The sequence below is a fragment of the Lysinibacillus sp. FJAT-14222 genome, assembly GCF_001278875.1.
Classification (GTDB): domain Bacteria; phylum Bacillota; class Bacilli; order Bacillales_A; family Planococcaceae; genus Lysinibacillus; species Lysinibacillus agricola.
Genome location: NZ_LIYL01000016.1, coordinates 111,315 through 136,088, shown reverse-complemented (window position 1 = coordinate 136,088; position 24,774 = coordinate 111,315). Strand labels below are relative to the sequence as shown.

At 36.7% G+C, this 24,774-nt stretch carries 22 protein-coding genes; 15 read left to right on the top strand and 7 right to left on the bottom strand.

Annotated features, from left to right (window positions below):
- Nucleotides 1-81: 81 nt before the first annotated feature.
- On the top strand, nucleotides 82-1,026 hold the full coding sequence (locus tag AN161_RS07465) for an alpha/beta hydrolase (protein ID WP_053593738.1): 945 nt from the start codon (nucleotides 82-84) through the stop codon (nucleotides 1,024-1,026).
- Between the two features lie 419 nt (nucleotides 1,027-1,445).
- The gene (locus AN161_RS07460) at nucleotides 1,446-2,384 is read left to right on the top strand and encodes an alpha/beta hydrolase (protein WP_053593791.1); all 939 of its coding nucleotides are present in this window, start codon (nucleotides 1,446-1,448) and stop codon (nucleotides 2,382-2,384) included.
- A gap of 275 nt (nucleotides 2,385-2,659) precedes the next feature.
- Here the strand turns inward: AN161_RS07460 and AN161_RS07455 are convergent, their stop codons facing one another.
- The 4 genes from AN161_RS07455 to AN161_RS07445 all read right to left on the bottom strand — a co-directional run bounded on the left by AN161_RS07455 (nucleotide 2,660) and on the right by AN161_RS07445 (nucleotide 5,750).
- Nucleotides 2,660-4,321, bottom strand: a complete 1,662-nt coding sequence (locus AN161_RS07455; RefSeq protein ID WP_053593737.1) for a b(o/a)3-type cytochrome-c oxidase subunit 1 — start codon at nucleotides 4,319-4,321, stop codon at nucleotides 2,660-2,662.
- Nucleotides 4,308-4,799 (bottom strand): cytochrome b5, encoded by a 492-nt coding sequence (locus AN161_RS07450; RefSeq protein WP_053593736.1) that lies wholly within the window; start codon nucleotides 4,797-4,799, stop codon nucleotides 4,308-4,310. Before AN161_RS07450 ends, AN161_RS07455 begins: the two co-directional genes overlap by 14 nt.
- A gap of 24 nt (nucleotides 4,800-4,823) precedes the next feature.
- A complete protein-coding gene (locus AN161_RS30965; RefSeq protein WP_255505077.1) occupies nucleotides 4,824-4,946 on the bottom strand; it encodes a hypothetical protein in 123 nt (40 codons plus the stop codon).
- A 348-nt stretch (nucleotides 4,947-5,294) separates the two neighbouring features.
- The gene (locus AN161_RS07445) at nucleotides 5,295-5,750 is read right to left on the bottom strand and encodes a chemotaxis protein CheX (protein WP_053593735.1); all 456 of its coding nucleotides are present in this window, start codon (nucleotides 5,748-5,750) and stop codon (nucleotides 5,295-5,297) included.
- A gap of 624 nt (nucleotides 5,751-6,374) precedes the next feature.
- On the opposite strand from AN161_RS07445, the gene AN161_RS07440 reads away from it, so the two are divergent.
- From AN161_RS07440 to AN161_RS07390, 11 genes are all read left to right on the top strand, one after another.
- Nucleotides 6,375-7,361, top strand: a complete 987-nt coding sequence (locus AN161_RS07440; RefSeq protein WP_053593734.1) for an ABC transporter ATP-binding protein — start codon at nucleotides 6,375-6,377, stop codon at nucleotides 7,359-7,361.
- A complete protein-coding gene (locus tag AN161_RS07435; RefSeq protein WP_053593733.1) occupies nucleotides 7,362-8,339 on the top strand; it encodes a dipeptide ABC transporter ATP-binding protein in 978 nt (325 codons plus the stop codon).
- Nucleotides 8,336-9,127 carry an IclR family transcriptional regulator gene (locus AN161_RS07430; protein ID WP_053593732.1) on the top strand — a complete coding sequence of 264 codons (792 nt, stop codon included), beginning with the start codon at nucleotides 8,336-8,338 and terminating at the stop codon, nucleotides 9,125-9,127. The genes AN161_RS07435 and AN161_RS07430 overlap by 4 nt, the downstream gene beginning before the upstream one ends.
- Nucleotides 9,128-9,160: 33 nt before the next feature.
- Entirely contained in the window at nucleotides 9,161-10,741 is a 1,581-nt protein-coding gene (locus AN161_RS07425) for an ABC transporter substrate-binding protein (protein ID WP_053593731.1), read from the top strand.
- A gap of 271 nt (nucleotides 10,742-11,012) precedes the next feature.
- The gene (gene nikB, locus AN161_RS07420; protein WP_053593730.1) at nucleotides 11,013-11,945 is read left to right on the top strand and encodes a nickel ABC transporter permease; all 933 of its coding nucleotides are present in this window, start codon (nucleotides 11,013-11,015) and stop codon (nucleotides 11,943-11,945) included.
- On the top strand, nucleotides 11,945-12,841 hold the full coding sequence (locus AN161_RS07415; protein ID WP_053593729.1) for an ABC transporter permease: 897 nt from the start codon (nucleotides 11,945-11,947) through the stop codon (nucleotides 12,839-12,841). The genes nikB and AN161_RS07415 overlap by 1 nt, the downstream gene beginning before the upstream one ends.
- 8 nt (nucleotides 12,842-12,849) lie before the next feature.
- Entirely contained in the window at nucleotides 12,850-15,672 is a 2,823-nt protein-coding gene (locus AN161_RS07410; protein WP_053593728.1) for a M14 family metallopeptidase, read from the top strand.
- Nucleotides 15,673-15,683: 11 nt separating this feature from the next.
- On the top strand, nucleotides 15,684-16,298 hold the full coding sequence (locus AN161_RS07405) for a pyroglutamyl-peptidase I (protein ID WP_053593727.1): 615 nt from the start codon (nucleotides 15,684-15,686) through the stop codon (nucleotides 16,296-16,298).
- Nucleotides 16,291-16,977, top strand: coding sequence for a 5-oxoprolinase subunit PxpB (pxpB, locus tag AN161_RS07400; RefSeq protein ID WP_241774522.1), 687 nt, complete (start codon nucleotides 16,291-16,293; stop codon nucleotides 16,975-16,977). Before AN161_RS07405 ends, pxpB begins: the two co-directional genes overlap by 8 nt.
- Nucleotides 16,978-16,980: 3 nt before the next feature.
- Complete coding sequence (locus tag AN161_RS07395) at nucleotides 16,981-17,844, top strand: biotin-dependent carboxyltransferase family protein (RefSeq protein WP_053593725.1); 864 nt, start codon at nucleotides 16,981-16,983, stop codon at nucleotides 17,842-17,844.
- Between the two features lie 2 nt (nucleotides 17,845-17,846).
- Nucleotides 17,847-18,584 (top strand): 5-oxoprolinase subunit PxpA, encoded by a 738-nt coding sequence (locus tag AN161_RS07390; RefSeq protein WP_053593724.1) that lies wholly within the window; start codon nucleotides 17,847-17,849, stop codon nucleotides 18,582-18,584.
- 136 nt (nucleotides 18,585-18,720) lie between these two features.
- Here the strand turns inward: AN161_RS07390 and AN161_RS07385 are convergent, their stop codons facing one another.
- Nucleotides 18,721-19,041: a DUF4183 domain-containing protein gene (locus AN161_RS07385; protein WP_053593723.1), complete on the bottom strand. Its 321-nt coding sequence runs from the start codon at nucleotides 19,039-19,041 to the stop codon at nucleotides 18,721-18,723.
- Between the two features lie 23 nt (nucleotides 19,042-19,064).
- Nucleotides 19,065-19,490, bottom strand: a complete 426-nt coding sequence (locus tag AN161_RS07380) for a DUF4183 domain-containing protein (RefSeq protein WP_053593722.1) — start codon at nucleotides 19,488-19,490, stop codon at nucleotides 19,065-19,067.
- Nucleotides 19,491-20,033: 543 nt separating this feature from the next.
- Here AN161_RS07380 and AN161_RS07375 point away from each other — a divergent pair.
- Both AN161_RS07375 and AN161_RS07370 read left to right on the top strand, forming a co-directional pair.
- Nucleotides 20,034-23,645, top strand: a complete 3,612-nt coding sequence (locus AN161_RS07375) for a dynamin family protein (protein ID WP_053593721.1) — start codon at nucleotides 20,034-20,036, stop codon at nucleotides 23,643-23,645.
- A 10-nt stretch (nucleotides 23,646-23,655) separates the two neighbouring features.
- On the top strand, nucleotides 23,656-24,465 hold the full coding sequence (locus tag AN161_RS07370; protein WP_053593720.1) for a sulfurtransferase: 810 nt from the start codon (nucleotides 23,656-23,658) through the stop codon (nucleotides 24,463-24,465).
- A 70-nt stretch (nucleotides 24,466-24,535) separates the two neighbouring features.
- Here AN161_RS07370 and AN161_RS29520 read toward each other — a convergent pair.
- A partial coding sequence (locus AN161_RS29520; protein WP_158002990.1) for a hypothetical protein occupies nucleotides 24,536-24,774 on the bottom strand: 239 nt, incomplete at its 5' end.

Here is a 24,774-nt window from a genome sequence, read left to right as displayed (position 1 = left end):
TTAATGGCCCATATAAGATGTCTAATAAATAGATAAGAAAAGGAGAGATGAGAGTGAAACTAAAAGAAGAGGTGATGAGAAATGAGGATGGGTAAACCGCTTATCTTTATACTTAAAGCAATAGGAGTTATAGCTATTGCAATAGTACTTTTTCTGGCCATTGTTTTTATTGTTAATATTGTCTGCAACAAATCGGAGCAAGAAAAAATAGAAACTTATGGTCAGTCTGTAACAGTAGAAGGAAAAAATATGAATGTGTTAATTCAAGGAGAAGGCGAAGAAACCGTGGTGCTCCTACCTGGCTATGGAACAGCGGCACCAGCACTTGATTTTAAGCTGCTCATCGATGAATTATCTCCATTTTACAAAGTTGTCGCGATTGAGCCTTTCGGATATGGATTAAGTGATGAAACCGATAAAGAACGAAGCACTGAGAATATTGTCAGTGAAATGCATGAAGCTTTACAGCAGCTTAATATTGACCATTTTACGCTAATGGGCCACTCCATTGCAGGTATCTACGGACTTGATTATGTCAACAAATATCCAAACGAAGTGAGTGCATTTGTAGGAATTGATACTAGTGTTTCTACACAAGGCAGTATGGATGTCAAATTTCCAGTAAAAACATTCGCATTTCTCGAAAAATCAGGTCTTTTGAGATTAATCAAGAAAGTAGGTACAGACCCTTATGCTGAACTAGTATTTGATGATCAAGCCAAAGAGCAAATGAAAATGATTTCAAATAAAAACTCGTATAATGCCACTACCCTGAATGAGATGGAACATATTTCCTCTAATTTTAAAAAGGCTCAAAATTTAACATTCCCTAAAGATCTTCCGCTTCTTTTATTTGTACAAGCAAATAATACGGACAGGGCAAATTGGGTAACATTGCATGAAGCGCAAGCCAAAGAGTCAATGCAAGGAAAAGTAATAACATTTGATGGATCACATTATTTACACCATAGCAAATTCAAAGAAATCGCTGAAAACTTTAGAGAATTTATGAAAGAAATAAAGTGAGTGTGAGAAAGGTTCCTGAAATTATCTCGCATTAACGGTCAGTAAGACGGCTGCTTCAAGTGGAAAGATGAGAACGAGTCAACGAGGTGGGCGATCAACTGAGCGTAAAAACCCAATTAGTTCAACTAACAATCAGTGGGAGATGAAGAAAACATTTTTCCACTTTTAATTTATAAAAGCGAACCCGTTCGAGATTCATACTGCAACCGTAGCATTTTTTTACTTGTTCATACTCCGTTCATATTGTTGTCATAGGAGGTACATATTCGTTGTATAAGCTGTTCTTAACGGTTTGTGAAGGTAGTCGGAATACACTGATGTGGATAGAAGATACGAATTGAGAATGAAAGGGAGGGGAGGCACGAGTACAGATAAAAAACGAGCTTCAATTGCCGCTCTACACCACTCGTGCAAAAATAATGAAAAAAGCGTTTAACATTATAGTTAAATTATTAGGAGTTTTAGCTATAGCAATAGTACTTTTTCTAGCTATTATTTTTATAGTGAATAAGGTTAGCAACAAATCGGAGCAAAGAAAAATAGAATCTTATGGTCAGTCTGTAACAGTAGACGGAAAAAATATGAATGTGTTAATTCAAGGAGAAGGCGAAGAAACCGTCGTGCTCCTACCTGGTTATGGAACAGCGGCTCCAGCACTTGATTTTGAGCCGTTAGTGAAAGAGTTGTCTCCTTATTACAAGGTCGTAGTAATCGAGCCTTTTGGTTATGGACTAAGTGATGAAACGGAAAAGGAACGAACCCTGGAGAATATGGTAAATGAAATTCATGAAGCATTGCAGAGTCTAAACATTGACCGATATACTCTAATGGGCCACTCCATTTCAGGCATTTACGGACTGGATTATGTGAACAAATATGAAAACGAAGTAAGTGCATTTGTCGGGATCGATAGCAGTGTTCCAATGCAGGGTGGTACGGATGATCCATTCCCATCAGGAACATATAAACTGCTCAAAAAATCAGGTTTCTTCCGATTGTTAATGAAACTGAGCCCTGACCAATTGGTTGCACCAACTGTAGATGATGAAACAAGAGAACAAATCAGAATCCTTACGCTCAAAAACATGTTTAATCCGAACATCCTAAGTGAAGGCGAACATTTTAACCCTAATTTTAAAGCTGCTGAAAACTTGACCTTCCCCAAGAATCTTCCTGTTATTTTCTTTTTACAAGCGAATGATACCGAAACGGAAGGATGGATACCACTGCATGAAGAGCAAGTCAAAGATTCTGTACATGGAAAAGTGATAACATTTGAAGGAGGACATTATTTACACCATACCAGATCAAAGGAAATCGTTGAAAATTTCAGAGAATTTATGAAAGAAGTAAAGTGAATGTACTGAGTAAGGTTCCTCCCCAATTTTATCCCGCATTTACGGTCAGTAAGACGCCCACCTCAAGTGGAAAAACGAGAACGAGTCAACTAGGTCTAAGAAACCCGACGCCTCCAGTAAACCGCCCAGTCGGAACGGAAATCAACCACTCGTTTTTGCTGAATAGCCAACTTTATGTAGTATGATACCTTAATTTCATTCGCATAGTTTTTCAGCAAAGTAAAAGCGATTTCTCAGCTAGAGAAATCGCTTTTTTATGAAGAGGCAAAAGATTGTTACCAAAGCTTATAGCCTTTAGAGCCAGGTGGGGAATTGGAAATAATATCGTAAATTGGAATTGTGTAAGCAAATAGAATTAGTGCCACTAAAATAACAAGCCACACTTTAAAGTTTTCTAGAATTGCTGGTGTCTCACTACTGTTAGCATGTACTTCACCAACTGGGAATTCCTCTTCGCCTTTTGGTGCAAACCACGCTAATTTCACCACAATATAAAGAATGATTAAGATAGCGATGAACAGGATTGTGCCACCAACTGCTTGAGCGATTTGATAAGGAATCCAATCATAAGCTTGTTGAGCACCGCCATACTCAGAGTAATCGGATCGGCGAGGTGCACCAATCAAACCAGCGATATGCATAGCAGAAGACATAATCGTCATACCAATAGCCCATAAAATAGCTGCAAAATTACCAAGATTGTTTAAAGATTTAGTCAGTGTGCGACCTGTTAAATGTGGAATTAACCAAAATGCCGCACTGAAATAAGTTAAAACGACTGTTGTTGCAATTGTTAAATGGAAATGTCCTGTAACCCAAATGGTATTATGGATTAATTGGTTCATTTGGTAGGAAGCATTGATGATACCACCTGCACCACCAGGAATAAATGCTACCATACCGATAAATGGCACGAAGAAACGAGCATCTTTCCATGGTAATTTTTTAAACCAGCCGTAAAGCCCCTTACCACCTAATTCACGACCACGGAGTTCAAACATTGCAAACATCGAAAATGCAGTCATTAAAGATGGTACGATTACAGCAAAAGTTAAAACAACTTGTATGAATTTCCACGTGCTATCAATACCAGGCTCTGTTAATTGGTGATGGATACCAACGGGTACAGAGAAAATTAAGAACAGCATAAACGACAGTCTTGCTAAAGAATCAGAGAAAATTTTTCCGCCAATAACCTTCGGAATAATGACATACCAAATCATGTAAGCTGGTAATAACCAGAAATACACAAGCGCATGACCGAAATACCAGAATAATGTACGTGATAGTGCTACGTCAACACGTTCGATAAAGCCTAAGGACCAAGGAAGTAGCTGGAATAGAACAGAAACAGCTACGCCTAGAGTTGCAACGAACCACATTAAATTATTGACAACAACCATAAATGATAATAATGGGCTTCGTTCTCCGCTTCCTTTGTTTTCTTTACGCCACTGTGCATACCGTAAAATTTGACCTGCGCCGCCAACCCAAGAACCAACAACGACTAATGTTAGGCCTAAATAGAATATCCAATGTGCTTTCAGTGGAGCGTAGAACGTATATAAAACAGTTGCTTCGTTAAGTAAAACCATTATTGCAGCAGCTGCTGTACCAATTGTCATTAACCAGAAGCCAATCCAGCCAAGACGACGTTGACCAGCTGTAAAAGTCCCAGACGTACGGCTAACACTGGCAATTTGGAAACCAAAAATAAAGAACGTTGTTAAAATAAGTCCGAGTAAAACACCGTGTACGGTTAAAACTTGATAGTAACCAATGCCTGCTGGTAATGTGAATTGACCAGAACGAACGAAAACTTGTAATAAACCTGCAAGACCTCCTAATAACAATGCGATGAAAGCCACATAAATATGTGCCATTGCTAGCTTCGCATCACGACGATCCACCTTAGTCAAATTATTATTGAGACTCATTTGGATCCACCACCTTTAGCATAGAGTGCATCATCGTATGTCCTGTACCACAGTACTCATTACATACAATTAAAAACTCGCCCAATTTATTTACTTCAGTCACATATTCAGAAATGTAACCAGGTTCAAGCATCATATTAATATTTGTACCTGCAATTTCAAAACCGTGCATCACATCTGCACTTGTTGCGATAAATTTCACTTTTGCTCCAAGTGGAACTTCAATTTCAGGAGGGTTGTAATTAAATGCTGATGCTAAAACAACCACTTCATAGTCCCAATCTTTACCTTCGACTTTATGAACACCTGGATTATCGAAAGGTGGAAATTCATTTACTTTCTCATAATCTAGTGTTTTTTTACCATTGTTCGGATGTGAGCCTTGATGAAATGCACCGATGCCGAGAATGATAAGGAATACTACTAAAGTAGCAACTCCAAACACAAGCCAATATTTCTCATACTTATGTAAGTGCATATGTCTCTGTCCTTTCTTAGTAGATTAAAAACGATTGATGAACAAATCGAAGCAGTACACCCAAAGCAAGATAATAATGATTCCTACTCCAAATACTGCATAGAGTGAACCTTTTAAATTCTCATCTGACTTCTTTTTATTTGCCATTTTTGCTCCTCCTTCGCTTCTTTTGTGATCCTTCTAATTGCCATGATATATAAATAAATTTCTGTTTGATGTGAAAAAAATCACACATATTAGCGAATTGTGTGAAAAAAGTGTGAAATATTGAGGAGAGATAAAAAATAGCCACCTCAATAGTCATTGAGATGGCCAATTTAAAGTTGAAATTGGAGTGATTTTTATTATAATTCAGGAAATTTTACTATTAGAAAATTGGGCTTGAGCCTTATAGGGCAGCCTTCTTTAATTAATGCGAATGACAAATCTTATTCATAATTGCAAGGGGTAGTGACATAAGTTATAGCATTTGGAACAGTCCAATATTCTAGAATACTATTCTTCTTCAATTGTTAATAGAACTGTCAGCGCACCAATGCTGGGAATTGTAACTGGGAGTACAAATGCCTTTTCAAAGCCGTATAATTTTGTATTGCCAACCATCACTGTTGGCGGAGTGATATCAATTTCTAAGCTTTCTTGTCCTACGGTTGTACATAAATTACCTGCGATCATATTTCCAAATTCTCCTGTGAAGGATTCTAGCATTTCGCCTTCAAGAGGCATTCCAAACATTGTATTACCGATGCCACTAAATATATCAGGCGAGGAATCAATGATTACACGGCCTTTTAAATCTCCTATTAAGCCAATTAATACACCCATTTGCTGTTGTTGAAAGGGTTCAGAAATAATACTTGGTGATTTCACTTCGATATCCATAGGTAGAATCGATTTTAAAGCGTGAATTGTCCCGTTTAAAATAGTTTGAAAGTACTTCGAATTACTCATCATTACCGCATCCTTTTTCCGACTTTTCTACATCTTACCATGTAAAAAGGGTAAGATGAAAGTATGTCTTGACGAATTAGCGGGAAATTTATATTATATTAATGAGAATGATTTTCAAAATCAATAAATTGACGTTTAAGTTTTTTCAAATAGAAATTTTTATATAAAAGGAGCGGTCAGCGATGACATTTGTATTTATTGGAGCGGCAGTGGTTATCTATATTGGAGTGGGGAAACACGTTATGAAACAGGCGACTGCACATTTAAAATAATAGACTTCGATAAAATGTAGCTTGTTTCAGCTGATAGTATAATTATTATTTAAAGACAGGTAGAGTATGGCCTCGACAAAATTTGTTGAGTCATACTCTTTTTTTGTACAAAAAATATAATGTTAGCAAAATAATTTGCCATAATTTCATAAAAATCCTCTTGTAGAAATCTTTGAAAACCATCTGTTTTGACAAAAAATAAGTAAAATAGAGTGAATTTTTTTATTTTTGTACAAAAATTTTATAAAATTGAATATTTATTTTTTTCTGAAAACTATTGAAATAGTTTGTCGTTTTATGTAGTATTTTAAAAAATGGAATCGCTTTTCATATTTTGGAACGGAGGTCGGAAATGGGAGTAAATATTTTAGAAGTTAAAGATTTAAAAATAGGTTTTAAACATGACAAAAAAGAAGTTCCAATTGTGAACGGTGTCTCTTTACAACTTGAGAAAGGTAAAACTTTAGGAATTGTTGGTGAATCAGGTTGTGGTAAAAGTATGACATCCCTTTCACTTATGGGTTTATTACCTAATGGTGTCGATTGGCAAAATGGAAATATTTATATAAATCAAATGCATATTAACAAAAATTCAAACAAGGAATGGCGGAAGGTTCGTGGGAAAAAAATAGCGATGATTTTTCAGGAACCAATGAGTTCGCTAAACCCAGTTTATAAAGTTGGTTCACAAATAGTTGAAATGATACTTAGTCATGAAAGAATTTCTAAAAAAGAAGCATATGAACGTGCCGTTGACATGCTTCGGTTAGTTGGAATCCCTCGTCCAGAAAGAGTAGTTAATGAATATCCTCATCAATTGTCAGGAGGAATGCGTCAACGAGTCATGATTGCCATGGCATTAGCATGTGGCCCAGAAATATTAATTGCAGATGAACCTACTACTGCATTAGATGTAACTATACAGGCACAAATTCTGGAACTAATGAAAGACCTTCAAGAGAAACTGCAAATGTCTATCATTTTAATTACCCATGATCTTGGTGTCGTTGCTGAAATTTGTGAGCGAGTGATTGTTATGTATGCCGGAGAGATAGTTGAAGAAGCAACTGTACTAAATCTATTTAATCATCCTTTACACCCATATACAAAAGGGCTATTAAACTCATTACCAAATATTGAGGAAGAACAAGAATATCTACCGTCGATTGATGGTGTTGTACCTGCGCCGGTGGATATGCCAACAGGGTGTAGATTTTTCGATCGATGTAGTTTTGCAACTTTAAAGTGTAAAAATAAACCAGATTTATTTACAACTAGTATTGGCACTACTGTACGATGTTGGTTATATGAGAACGGTGAATTGGAGGGGGGATTGTAGATGGTCAGCCCATTATTAGAAGTAAAGCATTTAAAGAAATACTTTCCATTAACAGGATCGCGAGCTGATTATTTAAAAGCAGTAGATGATGTTTCATTCACTGTAAATGAAGGCGAAGTTCTAGGTATAGTTGGTGAATCAGGCTGCGGTAAGTCTACTATGGGAAAAACACTGATTCAACTTCTAACACCAACGGAGGGTGAAATCTTACTCAATGGAGAAAATATAACATCATTTAGTCCAAAAAAGGTACGCCAAACACGTCGCGATATGCAAATTATATTCCAAGATCCATATGCTTCACTTAATCCACGAATGAAGGTTTTTAAAATTATTGAGGAACCTTTAGTTAATTTTGGGATTGGTACAAAAGAAGAAAGAAAACAGCGAGTTTTCGAAGTGGCCAAAAAAGTGGGACTTACACAAAAGCAACTAGACCGTTACCCTCATGAATTTTCAGGTGGTCAAAGACAGCGTATTGGGATTGCTAGAGCACTTGTGTCGAATCCTAAGCTTATTGTAGCGGATGAGCCTGTTTCTGCACTGGACGTATCGATTCAATCTCAAGTATTGAACATTATGAAAGACTTGAAAAATGAAATGAATCTTACATATATTTTCATTTCACATGATTTAAGTGTAGTGCATCATTTTTGTGATCGTATAGGGGTGATGTACCTAGGAAAGATAGTAGAAGTCGCGAGTAAACAAGAGTTATTTAATAATCCAAAACATCCCTATACAAAAGCATTACTTTCTGCATTACCAAAATCTCATCCTTCTAAAGAAAAAGAACGTATAGTGCTAAATGGAGATGTTCCAAATCCTGCAAACCCCCCTTCTGGTTGCACCTTCCATACTAGATGCCCAAATTGTATGGAAATATGTAAAGTGACGCCTCCAACTTTAAAAAGTATTAGTGAAAAGCATGATGTATCCTGTTTACTTTATGAAGAGAAAATGGAGCGATTATTATGAGTAAAACATTAGAAAAAGGCATTAACATTTTGACATTATTTACAGAAGAACACTCTTCATGGAGTTTGGATGAATTGGCGAATGAAACAGATATTCCAAAACCTACTTTACATAGATTTCTTAAGACATTTACTGATTTAGGGGTGCTAAAACGTCCTTATATTCAAAGTGGAGGTCAATTAGTATTGAGCGATCATTATTTTTTAGGAAATAAATTAATAGAATTAGGAGCAATCGCTGCCAATTCAATTGAAATTCGTTCACTTGCAATACCATATATGAAAATGCTACAGCAAAAATTTGACTTGGCAGTTCAACTAATAGTGATGGATGAAACAGATGGTCTTTATATTGAAAAAATCGAAAGTTTAAGACCTGTTCTATTATATACACGAGTAGGGAGAAGAGCGCCACTATATGCTGGTGCATGCTCACGTATAATATTATCTTTTCAATCAGAAGAAAAAATAAAAAATGTATTACAGAAACCGCGTAAAAAATACGCCAGTGGAACTCCTGTAAGAGACAAAGAAATCTACGAACTGATCGAATCGGGGAAAAATGATGGATATGCCTACAGTGTTTCGGAATTAGAAGAAGGGACAGTATCAATAGCAGTACCAATTTTTAATAGCAATAGGGAGGTAGAATATTCTATAAGTATAGCGGGAATAGAATCACTATTACCTAAAGAAAAAATAAACGTATTTTTAGAAGGACTATGGAATACAGCTGCCCTGATTTCAGCTGAATTAGGTTATTCACAGCCATATCCTTATGGCGAATAAATAATAAATACTACAACAAAGGGGATGTACTGTATGAAGAATTACAAATGGATAACGTTGCTACTTGTATGTATGATGCTCATATTATCAGCATGTAGTAGCGGAACATCAACAAAAGATGGTAATAAAAACAATGAAAAAGTGTCTGGAGAAAATCCAGCAAAAGGACGCGACAATGAATTAGTCGTACGTGTTGCAGGTGACCCACAAAACTGGGATCCAATCGATACATATTTGATTGCTTGGAGTACAGTTGGAACATCGGTATTTGAAGGTTTAACAAGTCGTTCGCTGGATTTAGAAATTCAACCAGGGTTAGCAGAGTCTTGGGAGTATGTAGATGATAAAACGATAGTATTTAAATTACGCCAAGGTGTTACTTTTCACGATGGAGAACCCTTTAATGCAGAAGCAGTTAAATTTACATTTGACCGTTTACTAGGTGAGGAGGGTCAAAAAGGGCCACAATATTCAAACTATACATCAATTGATCGCGTTGAAGTAACTGGTGAATATGAAGTAACGATGCACCTTAATACAATAGATCCTGTACTATTAACAAAATTATCTGGCTATGGTGCAGTAATTGTTCCACCAAAGTACATTGCAGAGAATGGAGCAGAGCACTTTGACATGAACCCTGTCGGCACTGGCCCATTCAAAATGACAGAGTATCAACGTGATAAACAAGTAGTTATTGAGCGTTATGAGGATTACTGGAATAAAGAAGCAATAAAATTAAATAAAGTAACATTTAAGGTCATTCCAGAAACAGCAACAGCGTTAGCAGAATTACAAACAGGGAATATAGATATTATGACACGCTTAGAAGTTTCTCAAGCAGCGACAGCAAAAGGAACAGATTTCATCACTTTAATGGATGTATCAACCCCTACTGCATACTCTATTCGCTTTGATACCGCAAAAGCACCTGTAGATGATGTTCGAGTACGTCAAGCTATTAACTATGCAATTGATAAAGAAACAATCGTGAAAGAAATTCTAGGCGGTTATGGTAACTTAATTAGCTCATTCCAAAGTGACCTTTCTTTTGGTTATAACAAAGATTTAAAACCATATCCGTATGATCCGGAAAAGGCAAAAAAATTGCTTGCTGAAGCAAATGTTGCTGAGGGAACAACATTGGATTTTTATATTCCAGGTACAGATGGAACATTTAAAGAGATTGCTCAAGCGGTAGCTTTCTATCTAGAAGAAGTTGGTTTAAAAGTATCCATTAATAGTGTAGAGAATACAACTTTCCAATCTGAATTAATACCAAAAGGTGAAGCTGGACACATGTATAAAAATGGTTGGGGTGGCTGGACTTTAGATTTCGATAATACAGCTTATTTAATGTATCACGAGGGAGAGTTCTGGAATCCATCCTATAAAAACGATAAAGTTGAGCAATTATTGGCTAAGGAGCGTGCTACTAATGATAGTGCAGAACGTGAAAAAATCTTTAAAGAATTGACAGAAGTATTACATGAAGATGCAGCTGAAGTGAATTTATATTCTGACGTAGAACTATACGCAGTAAATAAGAGAGTGAAAAATTTCCAACCACCACATGACAGTCGTTTTAGATTTGAAGGCGTCACTGTGGAGTAAGTAGTAAACCACCGTGCTGCCTTAAAAGTAGATAAAGTATGTTCAAAGAAATGTTAATTTCTGATATAAAGGTAAAAATCCGCTAGACTCTATAGATTTCGATTCATTAGAAACCATTTTGGGACAAGGAAGAGCAAAAGATTCGACAGGGATTGATAGCGATATTTCGTTTTGCGACGAAGCGGATTTTTACCATTTTTAAATATGCTAGATTTCTTATGAAGTACCTTTTAGATAGCCCCTTTTCATTTCAAGTTAGGAGGATGGAATTATGCTTTCCTATATATTGAAGCGTTTATCGCATACAGTGTTGGTGATAATTGCTGTTTCATTAATAATATTTTTCTCTATTCGCTTAACAGGTGACCCCGTAAGTATTATGTTCGGTGCGGGGGAACCAACACAGCAAGCAATTGATGATCTATCAGCTAAATTAGGTTTAGATAAGCCTGTTTGGGAGCAATATTTCATATTTATGAAAGATTTATTAACGCTTGACTTTGGTACTTCTTATCGCTCTAATAGTCCAGTTCTAGAAATGCTATTGGATCGAGCATGGCCAACTATAGTACTGGCTTTAGGTGGCATGACTGTAGCATTGTTAATAGCTGTTCCTTTAGGAATTTTTTCTGCTGTATATAAAGGGAAACCGATAGATATTTTTGGTCGAATTTTCTCATTGCTAGGCATATCATTTCCAAACTTCTGGTTAGCCTTTATGTTAATTTTAATTTTTGCGGTACAGCTAAAATGGCTACCTGTATCAGGATTTGACGGATTTAGTTCATTAATTTTACCATCGATTGCATTAGGACTTATTTTATCAGGTATTCTAGTTCGATTGATTCGTACATCGATGCTTGAGGTTCTTAAAATGCAATATGTGACGACTGCAAGAGCGAAGGGAATTAGAGAATGGCTTGTAATCGTAAGACACGCTTTCCGAAATGCGTTATTACCTACGGTAACATTTGTTGGTCTTCAGTTTGGAGGGCTGTTAGGAGGTGCTGTTATTGTAGAGCAAGTATTTTCATGGCCAGGCATTGGTCGTTTGATTGTAGATTCCATTAATCAGCGCGATTATCCAGTGGTACAAGGGGGAGTAATACTTTTAGCTCTTATAATGATTATGGTCAATTTGATAGTTGATTTATGTTATTCATTGATTAACCCGAGAATTCGAATAGGGAGAGGTGATAATTAATGACACAAGCAATAGAGACAGTAACAATAAAAAAGACCAGTAAAATTTTAAGAGTTTTAAAGTTTATAAAGGACAATCCGACAGGAATAATAGGTTTGTTATTAGTTATAGCCTCTGTATCATGCGCCATTTTTGCACCATATATCGCCCCGTATGATCCAGGTGCTGCAAGTTTAGGGCATCGCTTAGATATGCCTAAGTGGTTAGATGATACAGGAAAATCTCAATATTTACTCGGGGGAGATCAAGTAGGTCGTGATTTGTTAAGTAGAATTATTTATGGTGCACGAGTGTCACTTTTAGTTGGTATTTGTGGGGTGGCCATTTCTTTAGCGCTAGGAACAGTTTTAGGAATTGTTTCAGGTTATTTTGGCAAATGGATAGACGATTTAATTATGCGAATAGCAGAAGTTCAATTAGGTCTACCTTTTATCTTATTAGCGATCATTATTATGAGTGTTTTTGGGACAGGATTAGAGAAAATTATTATTATTCTAGGGCTTACATACTGGGTTAACTTTGCGAGATTAATCCGTGGAGAAATTTTAGCTTTAAAAGAACAGGAATATATTCAAGCTGCGAAAGCTATAGGAGGAACGCATTTTAAAATAATTCTTAAGCATATTCTTCCAAATGTTGCTTCCTCTATTTTAGTATTAGCAACAATGTGCATTGCAGAGTTTATCCTATTAGAGGCATCTTTAACATTTTTAGGATTAGGGGTTGAACCTACTGTGCCTTCTTGGGGTGGGATGCTAGCAGATAGTCGAAATTATATGACATCTGCATGGTGGATTTCTGTATTCCCAGGTATTGCGATAATGTTAACTGTATTAGGCTTTAACTTATTAGGAGATTGGCTACGTGACCGCTTAGATCCCAATATGAAAGTTTAGGTGAAAATGTGAATACAAGTATTTATTCAAGTTTATTTAATATGAATCAACCGTTAAAAAAACCTTCATTATATATCGATTTACCTGCTCATCTTGCACCATTAGGACTAATTGATTTTTGTGTGCGATTAGGCTTAGAATCCAATGAAATTGATTTTAATTTATTTCAACAAGCCAATCAAGACTTCTCTATGGAATTTTTTCAACACCACACCACATATGTAACAAAAAAGGAATCCACTTTTATTGTCTATTATGAAACAGAGGAATCATTATCGACTTTGTTAAGTACTTTAGCTTGTGAAGGTATTTCCGATACAAGTGAAACAAAATCATTTATCTATTATGAGAGTTTAAGTCATCTTTGGACAGCGTATGGTACAGGTGAAAAGGATGAAGCCAATCCCTTACAACATTTAAGTGTACAAATTAAATTACAGCAAGAAATTAAGACACATGCCATTTTAAAAGAAATTTGCTGTCTTGGGTTCCGTTTAGGATTATATTCTACTTCGGTTGCATTACCTGTTGTTACTCAGGAAGAACGTCATTTGTCCATCGTCATCAAGCAAGGGATAGAAAATGCGATGGAGCTAGTTGCTCAAAATACCATTCAAATTATAGGAACGAAAGAATGTCTACCAGCTGTTCTTCATTCGATTGCAAAAGAAAAACACGTTTCTGAAGGTGGTTTACTTGGTATTTGGGAGCTTAACGAAAAACAAGTCAATGAAGCACAACTCTTATATGAAGAGGAATGGCAAGACCAATCAGAAGCTTCGTATATTTTAAATGCATTACAAGATGAAACACAATCAATGGTAGATGCTGAAATCTATTTAACCGCATCAAAGGAAAATCGAGATCGATATCGTTTAGATTTGTTTGGAAAATTTTCAAATTTAAAGTCAATTAAAGTACGCTCTGCATTTAAAACAGGATTATACTGGATATTAGAAGAAGTTCTCGTCTCTGTTCAAAGACCATTTACACAGGTGAGAATTGTCTGTAAGGATGGGAGCAAGAAAAATGGTTTAGAGCAACGAAATCGTTGGATTATGGAGCTGTATCCGATTGATGAATTAATCGAGATACATTACGGGGTACCGAAAGAAAATGTAATATTTGAACTATCATGTACGCAGCAGTATGTTTATAGTGTTTATGTAGATGACCTATTAGTAGCTGTGCTAAATCCTCTAATTAGTGAATTAGATTATGTGGATGGCATTAAAAAAACGTATCCAACTACAGCGGGCTACCGATTATTTAAAGATGAGGATATTATTCAAGAAAAAGCTGTGTTGTCTGATCGGGAACGTTTTTATAAATATTATATCGATGACTGCTTACCACATATGGTGGAGAGATTACCAATTGATAAAAGTAATGTTAGTCAAGGACAATTATTTCCGTTGTTTGACAGAATTGAAATTGACTTTACTTCTTCTGGAATTGAAGAAGAGCTATCCATTAAACAAGAGGCAAACTCATCATTCGAGGCATTGTATGAAGATTTATATTTTAATACACTAGACTACTTTTATACGTTAGGTAACCAAATAGCCAATCGACCATATAAGGCACCAGGGGGAATTATTCCATTTATCCATATGCAAGAAAATATATATGAACCTATCCATAGCTTTGTGCGGATTTATCAATGGAATGAAGAGGGATATCAAGTCTATACAACTAAGAGAATTGTATTTGATGAAAACGGTCAATTTGCTAATGCTGAAATGCATATGGGGCATAAGCGTAAAGTAGTTACAGTGAATCAGCAACTAAAATACAAAATTAAGAACGTCTATCAGTTATCAAGCAGGTACAATAATTTTCCTGAAGTTAAGATAAATTATGCGGATTTATCATACAAAGGGAATTTAATTCCGTTTTTTGAAGTGACAGAACCTATTACTGGTGAATATTTTTCAGGGCTAAAGAAATCCAATGAAAAGCATACAATTATCATTGAAGCGGGACATCATCCAAATGAAGTATCAAGTACCCCTGCTATATTAGAGCTTATGGAGGATATTATTCGTCAGCAACCAGAGGTGCTAAAGAAAATCAATATAATCGTGATACCCCTTGCGAACCCTGATGGCTATGAGATAATGAAAAAATTGACACAAGAGCATCCAAAATGGAAACATCATGCTGCGAGATACAATGCGGTAGGATTAGAATTTGCACATGTGAAATTCCAAAAAAGTGTATTCGGTGAGGCTAATGTTTTACCGATAGTCTTAAAAAAATGGGCGTCAGATATTGTGATTGACGATCACGGAATTCCTGCACGTGAATGGGTTCAACCGTTTGCAGGATATGCTTGCCCACCGATTTTCCCTGTCTCCTATACACTACCAAGCGCTAAGATATATGGAATTGGTCGTTACGCAGATAGTGACACAAAGGAGATTCAGGCTAAAAATTTAGAGCATGTAGCAGAAAAAGTAAATATTATTTTTGAAGGCACAACCTTCGCACAGGAAAATGCCTATTGGCGCGCTCGTTATTATAAATACGGTACAAAGTGGGAACCGCAAAAATATCCAATTGAAGAAATGGATAATATTAATTTTTACCGTGAAATGGAAGTGACACCAACATACTCATCTGTTAGTATCTTGCGTTACCCTAAATGGGTGGCACTAGATATAATTTCAGAAGTTGCAGATGAAATTGTGTATGATGAAGAATTAAATTCATGTATTCAGGCTCATAAGCTTTTCAATCAAGCTATTATTCAAATGGCAGTATCTGCACCAGTAATTAAAAATAATAAAAATGGATGGGCAATCAAGCAACGTCCTATAGAAATTTAGGTGAAGAAAGCATGACAAAAATATTGTTAACAGGGTTTGTACCATTTCTTGAGTATAAAATGAATCCAACAATGCAAATTGTAGAAAATTTAAATGGAGAAAAGATGGATGGCTATGAAATTGTAGGACGCATTTTGTCTGTAGATTTTCAGCAATCTGCTCTGCAGCTGAAACAATATATTGCTGAGATAAAGCCACAAATCATTATTTCATTAGGATTAGCTGGAGGGCGTTTTAAAATAACGCCAGAGCGAATTGCGATTAATATTAAAGATGGTGAAGAGGATAATAATGGTTATACACCAGTAGATGAGAGCATTTATAATAATGGTGCAGATGCATATATAACGAATTTACCTATCCGAAATATGGTCAATCGATTATGCAAAGAAGGATATCCAGCGGAAATTTCAAATACGGCGGGTACCTATTTATGCAACAATATTATGTATGAAGGGCTAGTTTATGCAAAGCAACATGAAGGGGTCCGTGCTGGATTTATTCATATTCCTGCGTCATTTGATTTGGCGATTCAGCATGGAAAAATACCGGGATGGAATATCCAAGACTTAATAACTTCTATAAGGCTCTGTATCGAGGAGACCCTTCGTGCAACAAATGATTGATTTTCCTACTACGATGTGGATTAGTCAACACACAATTCGTTTTGCATTTCATGAGGAAATATCTCAAGAAAATTTTCTGGTAGTACAAAAATTCAATCGTTTTCTGAAAAAAATGCTACAACAAAACCTTGTTGAAAGTGTTGCAAGCTATCATACAGTTACAGCTTATATTAAACAAAAAATCGATTTAGATTTTTTACAAGAACATTGGCTTTGGATGCAAGTTTCACCAACAGTTGACGATGTAACAAATCGACAGTTACAAATTCCAGTTTGCTATGATGAGGAATTTGCCTTAGATATGTATCGTGTGATGGATTATACGGGTTTATCGTATGAGGAAATTAAAAAAATACATATGTCAAAGCTTTATAGTGTATATCTAATTGGATTTTTACCTGGATTTCCTTATTTGGGGGAATTAGATAGAGAATTGTTTGTACCACGATTAAAAAAGCCCCGAAATTCTGTATTTGCAAGTTCTGTTGGTATAGGTGGTATACAGACGGGGATTTATCCACTAGATTCACCGGGTGGATGGAATATCATTGGTAAGACTCCGCTAAATTTATTTGATGTGCATCGGGAAGATACTTTTATTTTTTCTCTTGGAGATCAAGTACAATTTTATGAAATAACAAAACAGGAGTTTATTGAAATAAAAAGTAAAGGAGTGTAGCAATTGAAGCCACTTCTTATGATAAAAAAGAAAGGTGTATATGGGAGCTTGCAAGACCAAGGGAGATACGGCTATCGGGCGTATGGTATTCCTCTATCTGGACCTATGGATAAAGTGTCATTTCAAGCAGCGCAATATATATTAAGTAACGACAAAAACCAAACTTCATTTGAAATATTTGTTGGTGGCTTTGAATTTGAAGCTTTAAATGAAGGTACTTATGTATTGACTGGAGCAAAATGTAAATGTTTGTTAAATGATGTTCCGGTAGAAATGTGGAAGACTTTCCATTTAGCAAAGGGAGATATCTTGTCTATAAAAAGTGTAAGTCTCGGCTCTATTGTTTATCTTACGCCTAAAGGAGGATTTCAAATAGAGCCAATACTTGGAAGCGGCTCGTACTTTCCACTTGGAAATCTAGGTGACGCAATAAATGAAGGTAGCGTTATATTCGGACAGAAGTCAAAAACGTTAAGATTTACAAGAGGACTTTATGCACCTTTTCGTCCAACATTTAAAACTTCTATTACAGTAAGAATTTTTAAAGGCCCACATTTTGATTTATTTACGGATGAGAGCCAGCATCAATTTTTAAACATTCCATTTCAATTTTCAGGTGGAAATCGTATGGGCTATTATTTAAAAGGTGCTGCGCTACAGCTAAAAGAATCAAAAGATATTCTTTCAGAAGCGACACAGTTTGGGACAATTCAAGTGCCTCAAAGTGGTGAACCTATCGTATTAATGGCAGATGCTCAAACGGTTGGGGGTTATCCTATAATTGCAACAATACATGAAGATGATTTACATAAAGTCGCTCAAATGCGCATGTTTAACACAATCAACTTTGTACTAATGGAGGAATAGGTATGCCAATGGATATTAATTGTGATATGGGTGAAAGCAATAATGCTCTTATCAGGGGCAATGTTGAAGAGGTTTTAAACTATGTGACGTCCATTAATATTGCATGTGGCTATCATGCAGGTAATCATACGATAATGCGTCAGACTGTACGAAATGCCATTCGAAAAAATGTCCTTATTGGAGCACACCCAGGATACCCTGATCGCGATGGTTTTGGCCGTCGTAATATGGATTTTAGTGCAGAGGAAATATACGATATGATTGTCTATCAGGTAGGGGCATTGCAAGCATTTGTATCAGTAGAGAATGAAACACTTCATCATGTAAAGCCACACGGAGCCCTCTATAATCAAAGTGCTAATGATCAAGAGATGGCGACAGCTATTGTCAATGCAATATATGATTTAAATCCAGCGTATATTTTATATTGTTTGGCTGGGAGTAAAATGGCTAAAATTGCGAAAGAAAAAGGCTTACAAGTTTATGAAGAAGTTTTTTCTGATCGGAATTACAATGATGATGGTACTTTAGTAAGTAGACTACAATCAAATGCATTGATTCAAACAGAGGAAGAAATGCTTGTACATGTCAAAAGTATTTTAACATCGAATGAAGTGGTGTCAGTACAGCAAAAGAAAATTAAAATTTCCGCGCAAACATTATGTATACACGGAGACGGTCCGCATGCACTGGATTATGCAAAAAAAATTTATGAGCTTAAATGTCAAATGGATAATTAAAACAATGGATGCCCTAAAATATTTTAAGGCATCCATTATTTTAATTATATGAAGTTTATTCTTTTATAGATGGAACATATTATTGGATAGATTCGTACAACAACATATATTTCTCTATCCGATTTACTCAGAATAATTAAATTGTAGTCACTAATTCAACAGCTTCAACAATAATTGGTGTTCCTGCTGGTAAAGTGCCTGTAACAGTATGGAATGTTAATTCTGTTGCAGAAACTAAGTAAGAACCACCTTCCTGAAGCACCCCATTTATATATAAATTATAGTACCCGTTTGTTACGATTGGAAAAGTAGTTGCAGCAGTACTGCTATCATTTAAAAAGGTAGTAGCCTCAACCGTTGTGCCATCTGTGATAGTTAATGATGTAGCTAAAACATAGAAAAATCTTGTTGAAGCGCCTGTAACATTTACATTTATATTAATAATGGAAAGCGCCACAATTTTCACCTCCATTCATAATTTTACTTGGTAGAAAACCCTAATGATTCTATGATGATTGGAGTACCTCTATAAATTGTTGAATTATCTGGACTCAGAGTTAACGAGGTTGGAGTTAAAGTGTAAATTCCACCTTCCTGCATGACGGCATTGATATAAAGATTAACGTAGCCATTCGGATTAAAAATCATAAATTCAGTTGCTGGGTTCCCATTATCATCCCAAAATTGGCTAACAGCTAGGGTCGCCCCATTAGTCAAATTAATATCTGATGTAACAATATAGAAATATCTATTTATCGTTGGAATAATAGTTCCATCAGGGAAATTGACTGGGGGAGGGGGAATTGAAGATACGGCAATAGCTTTTATACGAGGCCATGTAAACCGATCTTCACAATCACATGCACATTGTCGCTCAATTTTTCGATGATTCCTATGATTCACCATATTTTTATCACTCCATTTATTTATTGTTGCCCCCATATATCTTTGTTCAATTGCTCATCAAACAGTTTTTTAAACTTAAATTTCCTTACCTTAAAATAAGAAGAAAATTAGTATTTGCTTAGTTGTGCATCCTCTATGAAATAGAAATTAGTAGTTTTTTTAGAAGAATACTGGCTCATCACCAAAAAGGTGAAGATGACATTTGTTAAAACGTATGCATGTAGATAAGTTGATTGGAGTGGAGGCTGGGCGACTCCTTGGGGATTAGCGCCTCATCGGACGCCCCCAGGAAGCTCTGCTCTGCGCGAAAGCGTAGCGGCAGCAACAAAGGCGCCCAGTCGGAACGGAAATCAACCACACGTTTTGATAATGGGCCTAAATAATGCTTTGTTTTTTTGATTAAACAGGACAATATGGATGAATATGGCGTCTGAAACCCTTATATCAATGCTTATTAAAGTAAATTAGTGTTATACTTTGCTTGTCGAATAAGGTAGAATACTAATTATGAACAATTTATGAATAAAGGGGTTACTGGTTTTTATGAAAGATTTTGAACAACAGTTGGAGGCGCTATTAAAGCAAGCCTCGTTACAATACATAATCTATCAGCATAATGTTGATACAGAGCGTATGGATAAGACATCACTTTTTGCACGTAAAATACAGCAAAAAGAATATGTCATTGGCTTTGCGGGCCATTTCTCTGCTGGTAAATCAAGTATGATTAACGCTCTATCTGGTGAAGATTTACTTGCGGCAAGCCCTATTCCAACGAGTGCTAATATCGTCAAAGTCCATAAATCAGAAGAAGACTTTGCGGTTGTCTACATGCATAATGAAAAGCCTGTAAAATTTGAAGCAGGCTATGATTTTAAAACAGTTAAAGAGCTAAGTAAAAATGGGGATCTAGTGTCACAAATTGAAATCGGTCATAGCACATCGACATTACCACTAGGCGTTACTGTTATGGATACGCCGGGTGTCGACTCGACAGATGATGCACACCGCATGTCAACAGAGTCAGCTCTTCATATTGCTGATATCGTATTTTATACAATGGACTACAATCACGTGCAATCAGAATTGAATTTTCAATTTACAAAGCAATTAATGAAGTACAATCCAAACGTTTATTTAATCGTTAACATGATTGATAAACATAATGAAAATGAATTAAGCTTTGAGGAATTTAAAGCAACAGTTCACAATTCCTTTGAGGCTTGGGGTGTAGTACCGAAGGGCGTATTTTTCACTTCATTAAGAGAGCCTAAGCACCCTTATAACGATTTTGAGGTCGTAAAGAAAATCGTTATGGATAGTATGAATGATTGGCAGGATCAACTTGTACAGACTGCATCAAATACACTGCGTTTATTACAAAGTGAGCATGACAATTATTTAACGGAAGAAAGACAGGATCGTTTAGACATCGATGAAGATGTTTTAAGTGCCGATGACTGGGCAAACCATAAAGATATTTTAGAGCAGTACAATAAGTTAAATCGTCAAGTTGAACTGTTCTCCGTAGAGGCATGGAATGAAACGTTCGAAGAGCAACGTAAAGAACTACTGGCGAATGCAGCCATTATGCCTGCAGATTTACGCGATAAATTACGTCTGTATTTAGAGAGTCAGCAGGACGGTTTCAAGGTGGGGGGCTTATTTACCGCTAAGAAAAAGACAGAGGAAGAGCGTAACCGTCGCAAAGAGGATGCCTATAGTGCCTATCAAAATGTTGTGCATGCACAAATTACTGGACATTTAAAAGGGTTAATGAAAAAGGTGTTAAAGGATGTTAGTGCATTAAATGAAGAACGTGCTACAGCTATTGATGCCTACGCCTTTGAATTACCATTCTCACTTATTGAGCAGCAGGTACAAGTTGGTGCTCTATTAACTGGAGATGCCATTCTAAACTTTGCCAACCGTGTGGCAGAGGCGACTAAACGCTACTATATCCAGGAAACAGATAATTGGAAGGATGCACAAGCAGCAACTTTAGAAGCGGTTGCTACTGAAACAGCTGCTCCATCTAAATTAAAAATGGCTGGAATGCAAGCGAAAGTTGATGCCATTCAAGCAGTGCTTGAAATAGAGGGTTATCAGCAATATAGTGCAAGTATTATGCATCAGGCAAGTAATGAAATACGAAAGATAGCCAATCAACAGCTGACAAATTGGGATCATTCCTTTAAGCAAGATTTAGCAGATATTCGATTGTTTGATGAATCAATGTTAAAGCCAAAAGAGGAGATGTTACAACAGGAAGAGGCACAGCAAGCAGTAAGTGCAACAAGCCTTCCTATTGAAGGTGTAGTTAAGCGTGCACTTCATACGGCAAATGCAGTAAAAGATGTACAAGGCTTTGCGGAAGTGGCGAGTTACTTAGAAAATAAAGTAGAACGATTACAGAAAAAGGATTTCACAATCGCGCTTTTCGGTGCATTTAGTGCAGGGAAATCTTCGTTCTCTAATGCCTTAATGGGTGCCAAAGTTTTACCTGTATCTCCAAACCCTACAACAGCGGCTATTAATAAAATTCGTCCTGTGACACCAGAGCATCCGCATGAAACAGCAGATGTACTGTTAAAAACAGCTGACCAAATGCTAGAGGATATTCAAGCTTCATACGCAGCAGTGGGTTTATCGGTTTCTTCTTTAGAAGAGGCGTTTAATCGTGCAGATGAAGGACTTGCGGTGCAGCTATCGGACGAACGATTAAATGTGCATAAATCATTTATTCGTGCATATAAAGAAGGGTTCCCAACATTTAAGTCTGAGCTTGGAAAAGTATTACGTGTTAATCGTGAAGAGTTCGAAAAATTTGTTGCGCAGGAAAATAAATCATGCTTTGTCGATAATATTGATTTCTATTATGATAGTCCGTTAACACGCATGGGTGTGACACTTGTTGACACACCAGGAGCAGATTCTATTAATGCGCGTCATACAGGTGTGGCATTTGAATATATTCGAAATGCTGATGCAATCTTGTTTATTACTTATTATAATCATGCTTTTGCTAAAGCTGACCGTGAGTTTTTAATCCAGCTTGGTCGTGTGAAGGATGCCTTCGAACTTGATAAAATGTTCTTTATCGTCAATGCGATTGATTTAGCGACAACAGAAGAAGAACAGGAAGATGTAAAAGGCTATGTACGTTCAGAATTACAACGCTTTGGCATTCGCTTCCCTCGACTTTACGGTGTGTCAAGCTTACTGGCATTAAAGGAAAAAGTAGAGGGTGCTGATTTAACATCAGGTATGCCACCGTTCGAGGATGCCTTCCACACATTCTTAAATGATGAATTAAGCGCATTGGCTGTTCAGGCACTTGCAGAGGAAGTCGATAAAACGGAGCAACGTTTAGGTGACTTAATTGCGCAGACAGAAGAGAACTTAAAGCGTAAGGATGAGCGATTAGAGGAATTAGCAACTCTTGAACAGCATATAAAATCGAAGTTCAATTCGCTTAATGCAAGTATGGTAGAAAGTGAAACGAAGCAAGAACTGGATGAATTACTTTATTATGTCCTTCAGCGTGTGTATTATCGTTACCCAGAGTTCTTTAAGGAAGGCTACAATCCATCAACATTTGCAGCAATGCCAGCTCAGCAAGCACTAGAGCATGCTTTAAAGGAAGTAATGCAAAGTTTACGATTTGATTTTACGCAAGAAATGCGTGTAACAAACTTCCGTTTATCACAGTTTATTAGTAAGAAGATGCAACTGCGCTTTAGAGATGAAGTGCGTGAGCTTAAAGAATTAAACCGTAGCTTCTCATTCTTAGCGTTTGAATCCTCTGAGCCGGATTTACTTGATTTTGAAGGACCATTTACAGATATCACGAAATATTCAGGAGTGAAATCTCACTTCCGCAATCCAAAGGCATTCTTTGAGAAAAATGAAAAAGTGAAGCTAAGTGAGGCGCTAGAGGGATTAACAAAACCAGATGCGCAAAATTATTTAGATTCACAAAAAGTATCTCTCATGACATGGGCTATTACCTTTATTGCTGAGGAAGCGGAGAAATTACGTTTGCATATTTACCATCAGGCACTTGAACAAATTGAAACAGAAAGACTTGCACTTCAGGAAGAAAGCCGCTTAGTTTCTTGGAAAGCTATATACTCTCAATTACAATACACATGAGGTGATTCACTTGGGAAAAGTATTCAAATCAGTTGAGGATATTCAATTAGACGAAATCCGTTTCGTCGATGCTCGCTTTGATTTACAAAACAAAGAGGCAGGAAAAAAAGCATTTGAAGAAGGTCATGCACCAGGTGCTATTTATGTCGATTTAGAGCAGGAGCTATCAGATATGGAGTCCAGTAATGGTCGTCATCCAATGCCAGAAAAGGAAAAGCTAGCGGCAATATTTCAAGGATTAGGGTTACGCTATGAGGATCAAATTGTCGTTTACGATCAAGGAGCTGCACCATTTGCACCTCGCGCTTGGTGGATGCTGACGTATGCAGGCTTTCCAAATGTAGTGATTGTGAATGGTGGTGCCCCTGCTCTCGAGGAAAAAGTATCTTTCACTAAGGACATTATAAAATATCCACCGACTACAATTGAATTTGAATGGAGAGATGAACTGTATGCTCCGCGTGAAGCAGTTAAAGCCATTGTGGACGGAGAGGTGGAAGCAACGTTATTAGATGCGCGTGCTGCAGCTCGCTACCGTGGTGAAATGGAGCCTCTTGATAAAGTAGCTGGGCATATTCCAACAGCGAAAAACTTTGACTGGGAGCAATTAAAGTCAGATGGTCAATTGCAAGCCAATGATGCGTTACGCAACAAGGTTGCACGCGACGAGCACGTTGTTGTCTATTGTGGAAGTGGTGTTACAGCATCACCATTATATGCAGTGCTAGCAGATGAAGGTTATGAAAATATTCAACTGTATGTAGGTAGCTTTAGTGACTGGATTACACAATATGATGTAGAAAAAGGTACAAATGAATAAATGATTGAAGAAGAGACGCTCACTTTGGTGGGCGTTTTTTTCTTGGAGAAAGAAATAAAACCTCAAATGCTTAGTCTATCACCAATACGTGTGGTTGATTTCCGTTCCGACTGGGCGCTTTGTTGCTGCCGCTACGCTTTCGCACAGATAAAACATTTGCCGCTGACGCTTCGCTTTCGCGCAGAGCAGAGCTTCCTGGGGGTGTCCGATGAGCCGCTTTTATTGCTGCCGCTTCGTTTTCGCACAGAAAAAACATTGTTGCTGCTGCTTCGCTTTCGCACAGAAAAAACATTGTTGCTTTCGCTTTCG

What these genes read in the sequence shown, in the direction of transcription:
- AN161_RS07465 (WP_053593738.1), top strand. Translation starts at nt 82, where the DNA reads ATGAGGATGGGTAAACCGCTTATCTTTATACTTAAAGCAATAGGAGTT.
- AN161_RS07460 (WP_053593791.1), top strand. Translation starts at nt 1,446, where the DNA reads ATGAAAAAAGCGTTTAACATTATAGTTAAATTATTAGGAGTTTTAGCT.
- AN161_RS07455 (WP_053593737.1), bottom strand. Translation starts at nt 4,321, where the DNA reads ATGAGTCTCAATAATAATTTGACTAAGGTGGATCGTCGTGATGCGAAG.
- AN161_RS07450 (WP_053593736.1), bottom strand. Translation starts at nt 4,799, where the DNA reads ATGCACTTACATAAGTATGAGAAATATTGGCTTGTGTTTGGAGTTGCT.
- AN161_RS30965 (WP_255505077.1), bottom strand. Translation starts at nt 4,946, where the DNA reads ATGGCAAATAAAAAGAAGTCAGATGAGAATTTAAAAGGTTCACTCTAT.
- AN161_RS07445 (WP_053593735.1), bottom strand. Translation starts at nt 5,750, where the DNA reads ATGAGTAATTCGAAGTACTTTCAAACTATTTTAAACGGGACAATTCAC.
- AN161_RS07440 (WP_053593734.1), top strand. Translation starts at nt 6,375, where the DNA reads ATGGGAGTAAATATTTTAGAAGTTAAAGATTTAAAAATAGGTTTTAAA.
- AN161_RS07435 (WP_053593733.1), top strand. Translation starts at nt 7,362, where the DNA reads ATGGTCAGCCCATTATTAGAAGTAAAGCATTTAAAGAAATACTTTCCA.
- AN161_RS07430 (WP_053593732.1), top strand. Translation starts at nt 8,336, where the DNA reads ATGAGTAAAACATTAGAAAAAGGCATTAACATTTTGACATTATTTACA.
- AN161_RS07425 (WP_053593731.1), top strand. Translation starts at nt 9,161, where the DNA reads ATGAAGAATTACAAATGGATAACGTTGCTACTTGTATGTATGATGCTC.
- nikB (WP_053593730.1), top strand. Translation starts at nt 11,013, where the DNA reads ATGCTTTCCTATATATTGAAGCGTTTATCGCATACAGTGTTGGTGATA.
- AN161_RS07415 (WP_053593729.1), top strand. Translation starts at nt 11,945, where the DNA reads ATGACACAAGCAATAGAGACAGTAACAATAAAAAAGACCAGTAAAATT.
- AN161_RS07405 (WP_053593727.1), top strand. Translation starts at nt 15,684, where the DNA reads ATGACAAAAATATTGTTAACAGGGTTTGTACCATTTCTTGAGTATAAA.
- pxpB (WP_241774522.1), top strand. Translation starts at nt 16,291, where the DNA reads ATGATTGATTTTCCTACTACGATGTGGATTAGTCAACACACAATTCGT.
- AN161_RS07390 (WP_053593724.1), top strand. Translation starts at nt 17,847, where the DNA reads ATGCCAATGGATATTAATTGTGATATGGGTGAAAGCAATAATGCTCTT.
- AN161_RS07380 (WP_053593722.1), bottom strand. Translation starts at nt 19,490, where the DNA reads ATGGTGAATCATAGGAATCATCGAAAAATTGAGCGACAATGTGCATGT.
- AN161_RS07375 (WP_053593721.1), top strand. Translation starts at nt 20,034, where the DNA reads ATGAAAGATTTTGAACAACAGTTGGAGGCGCTATTAAAGCAAGCCTCG.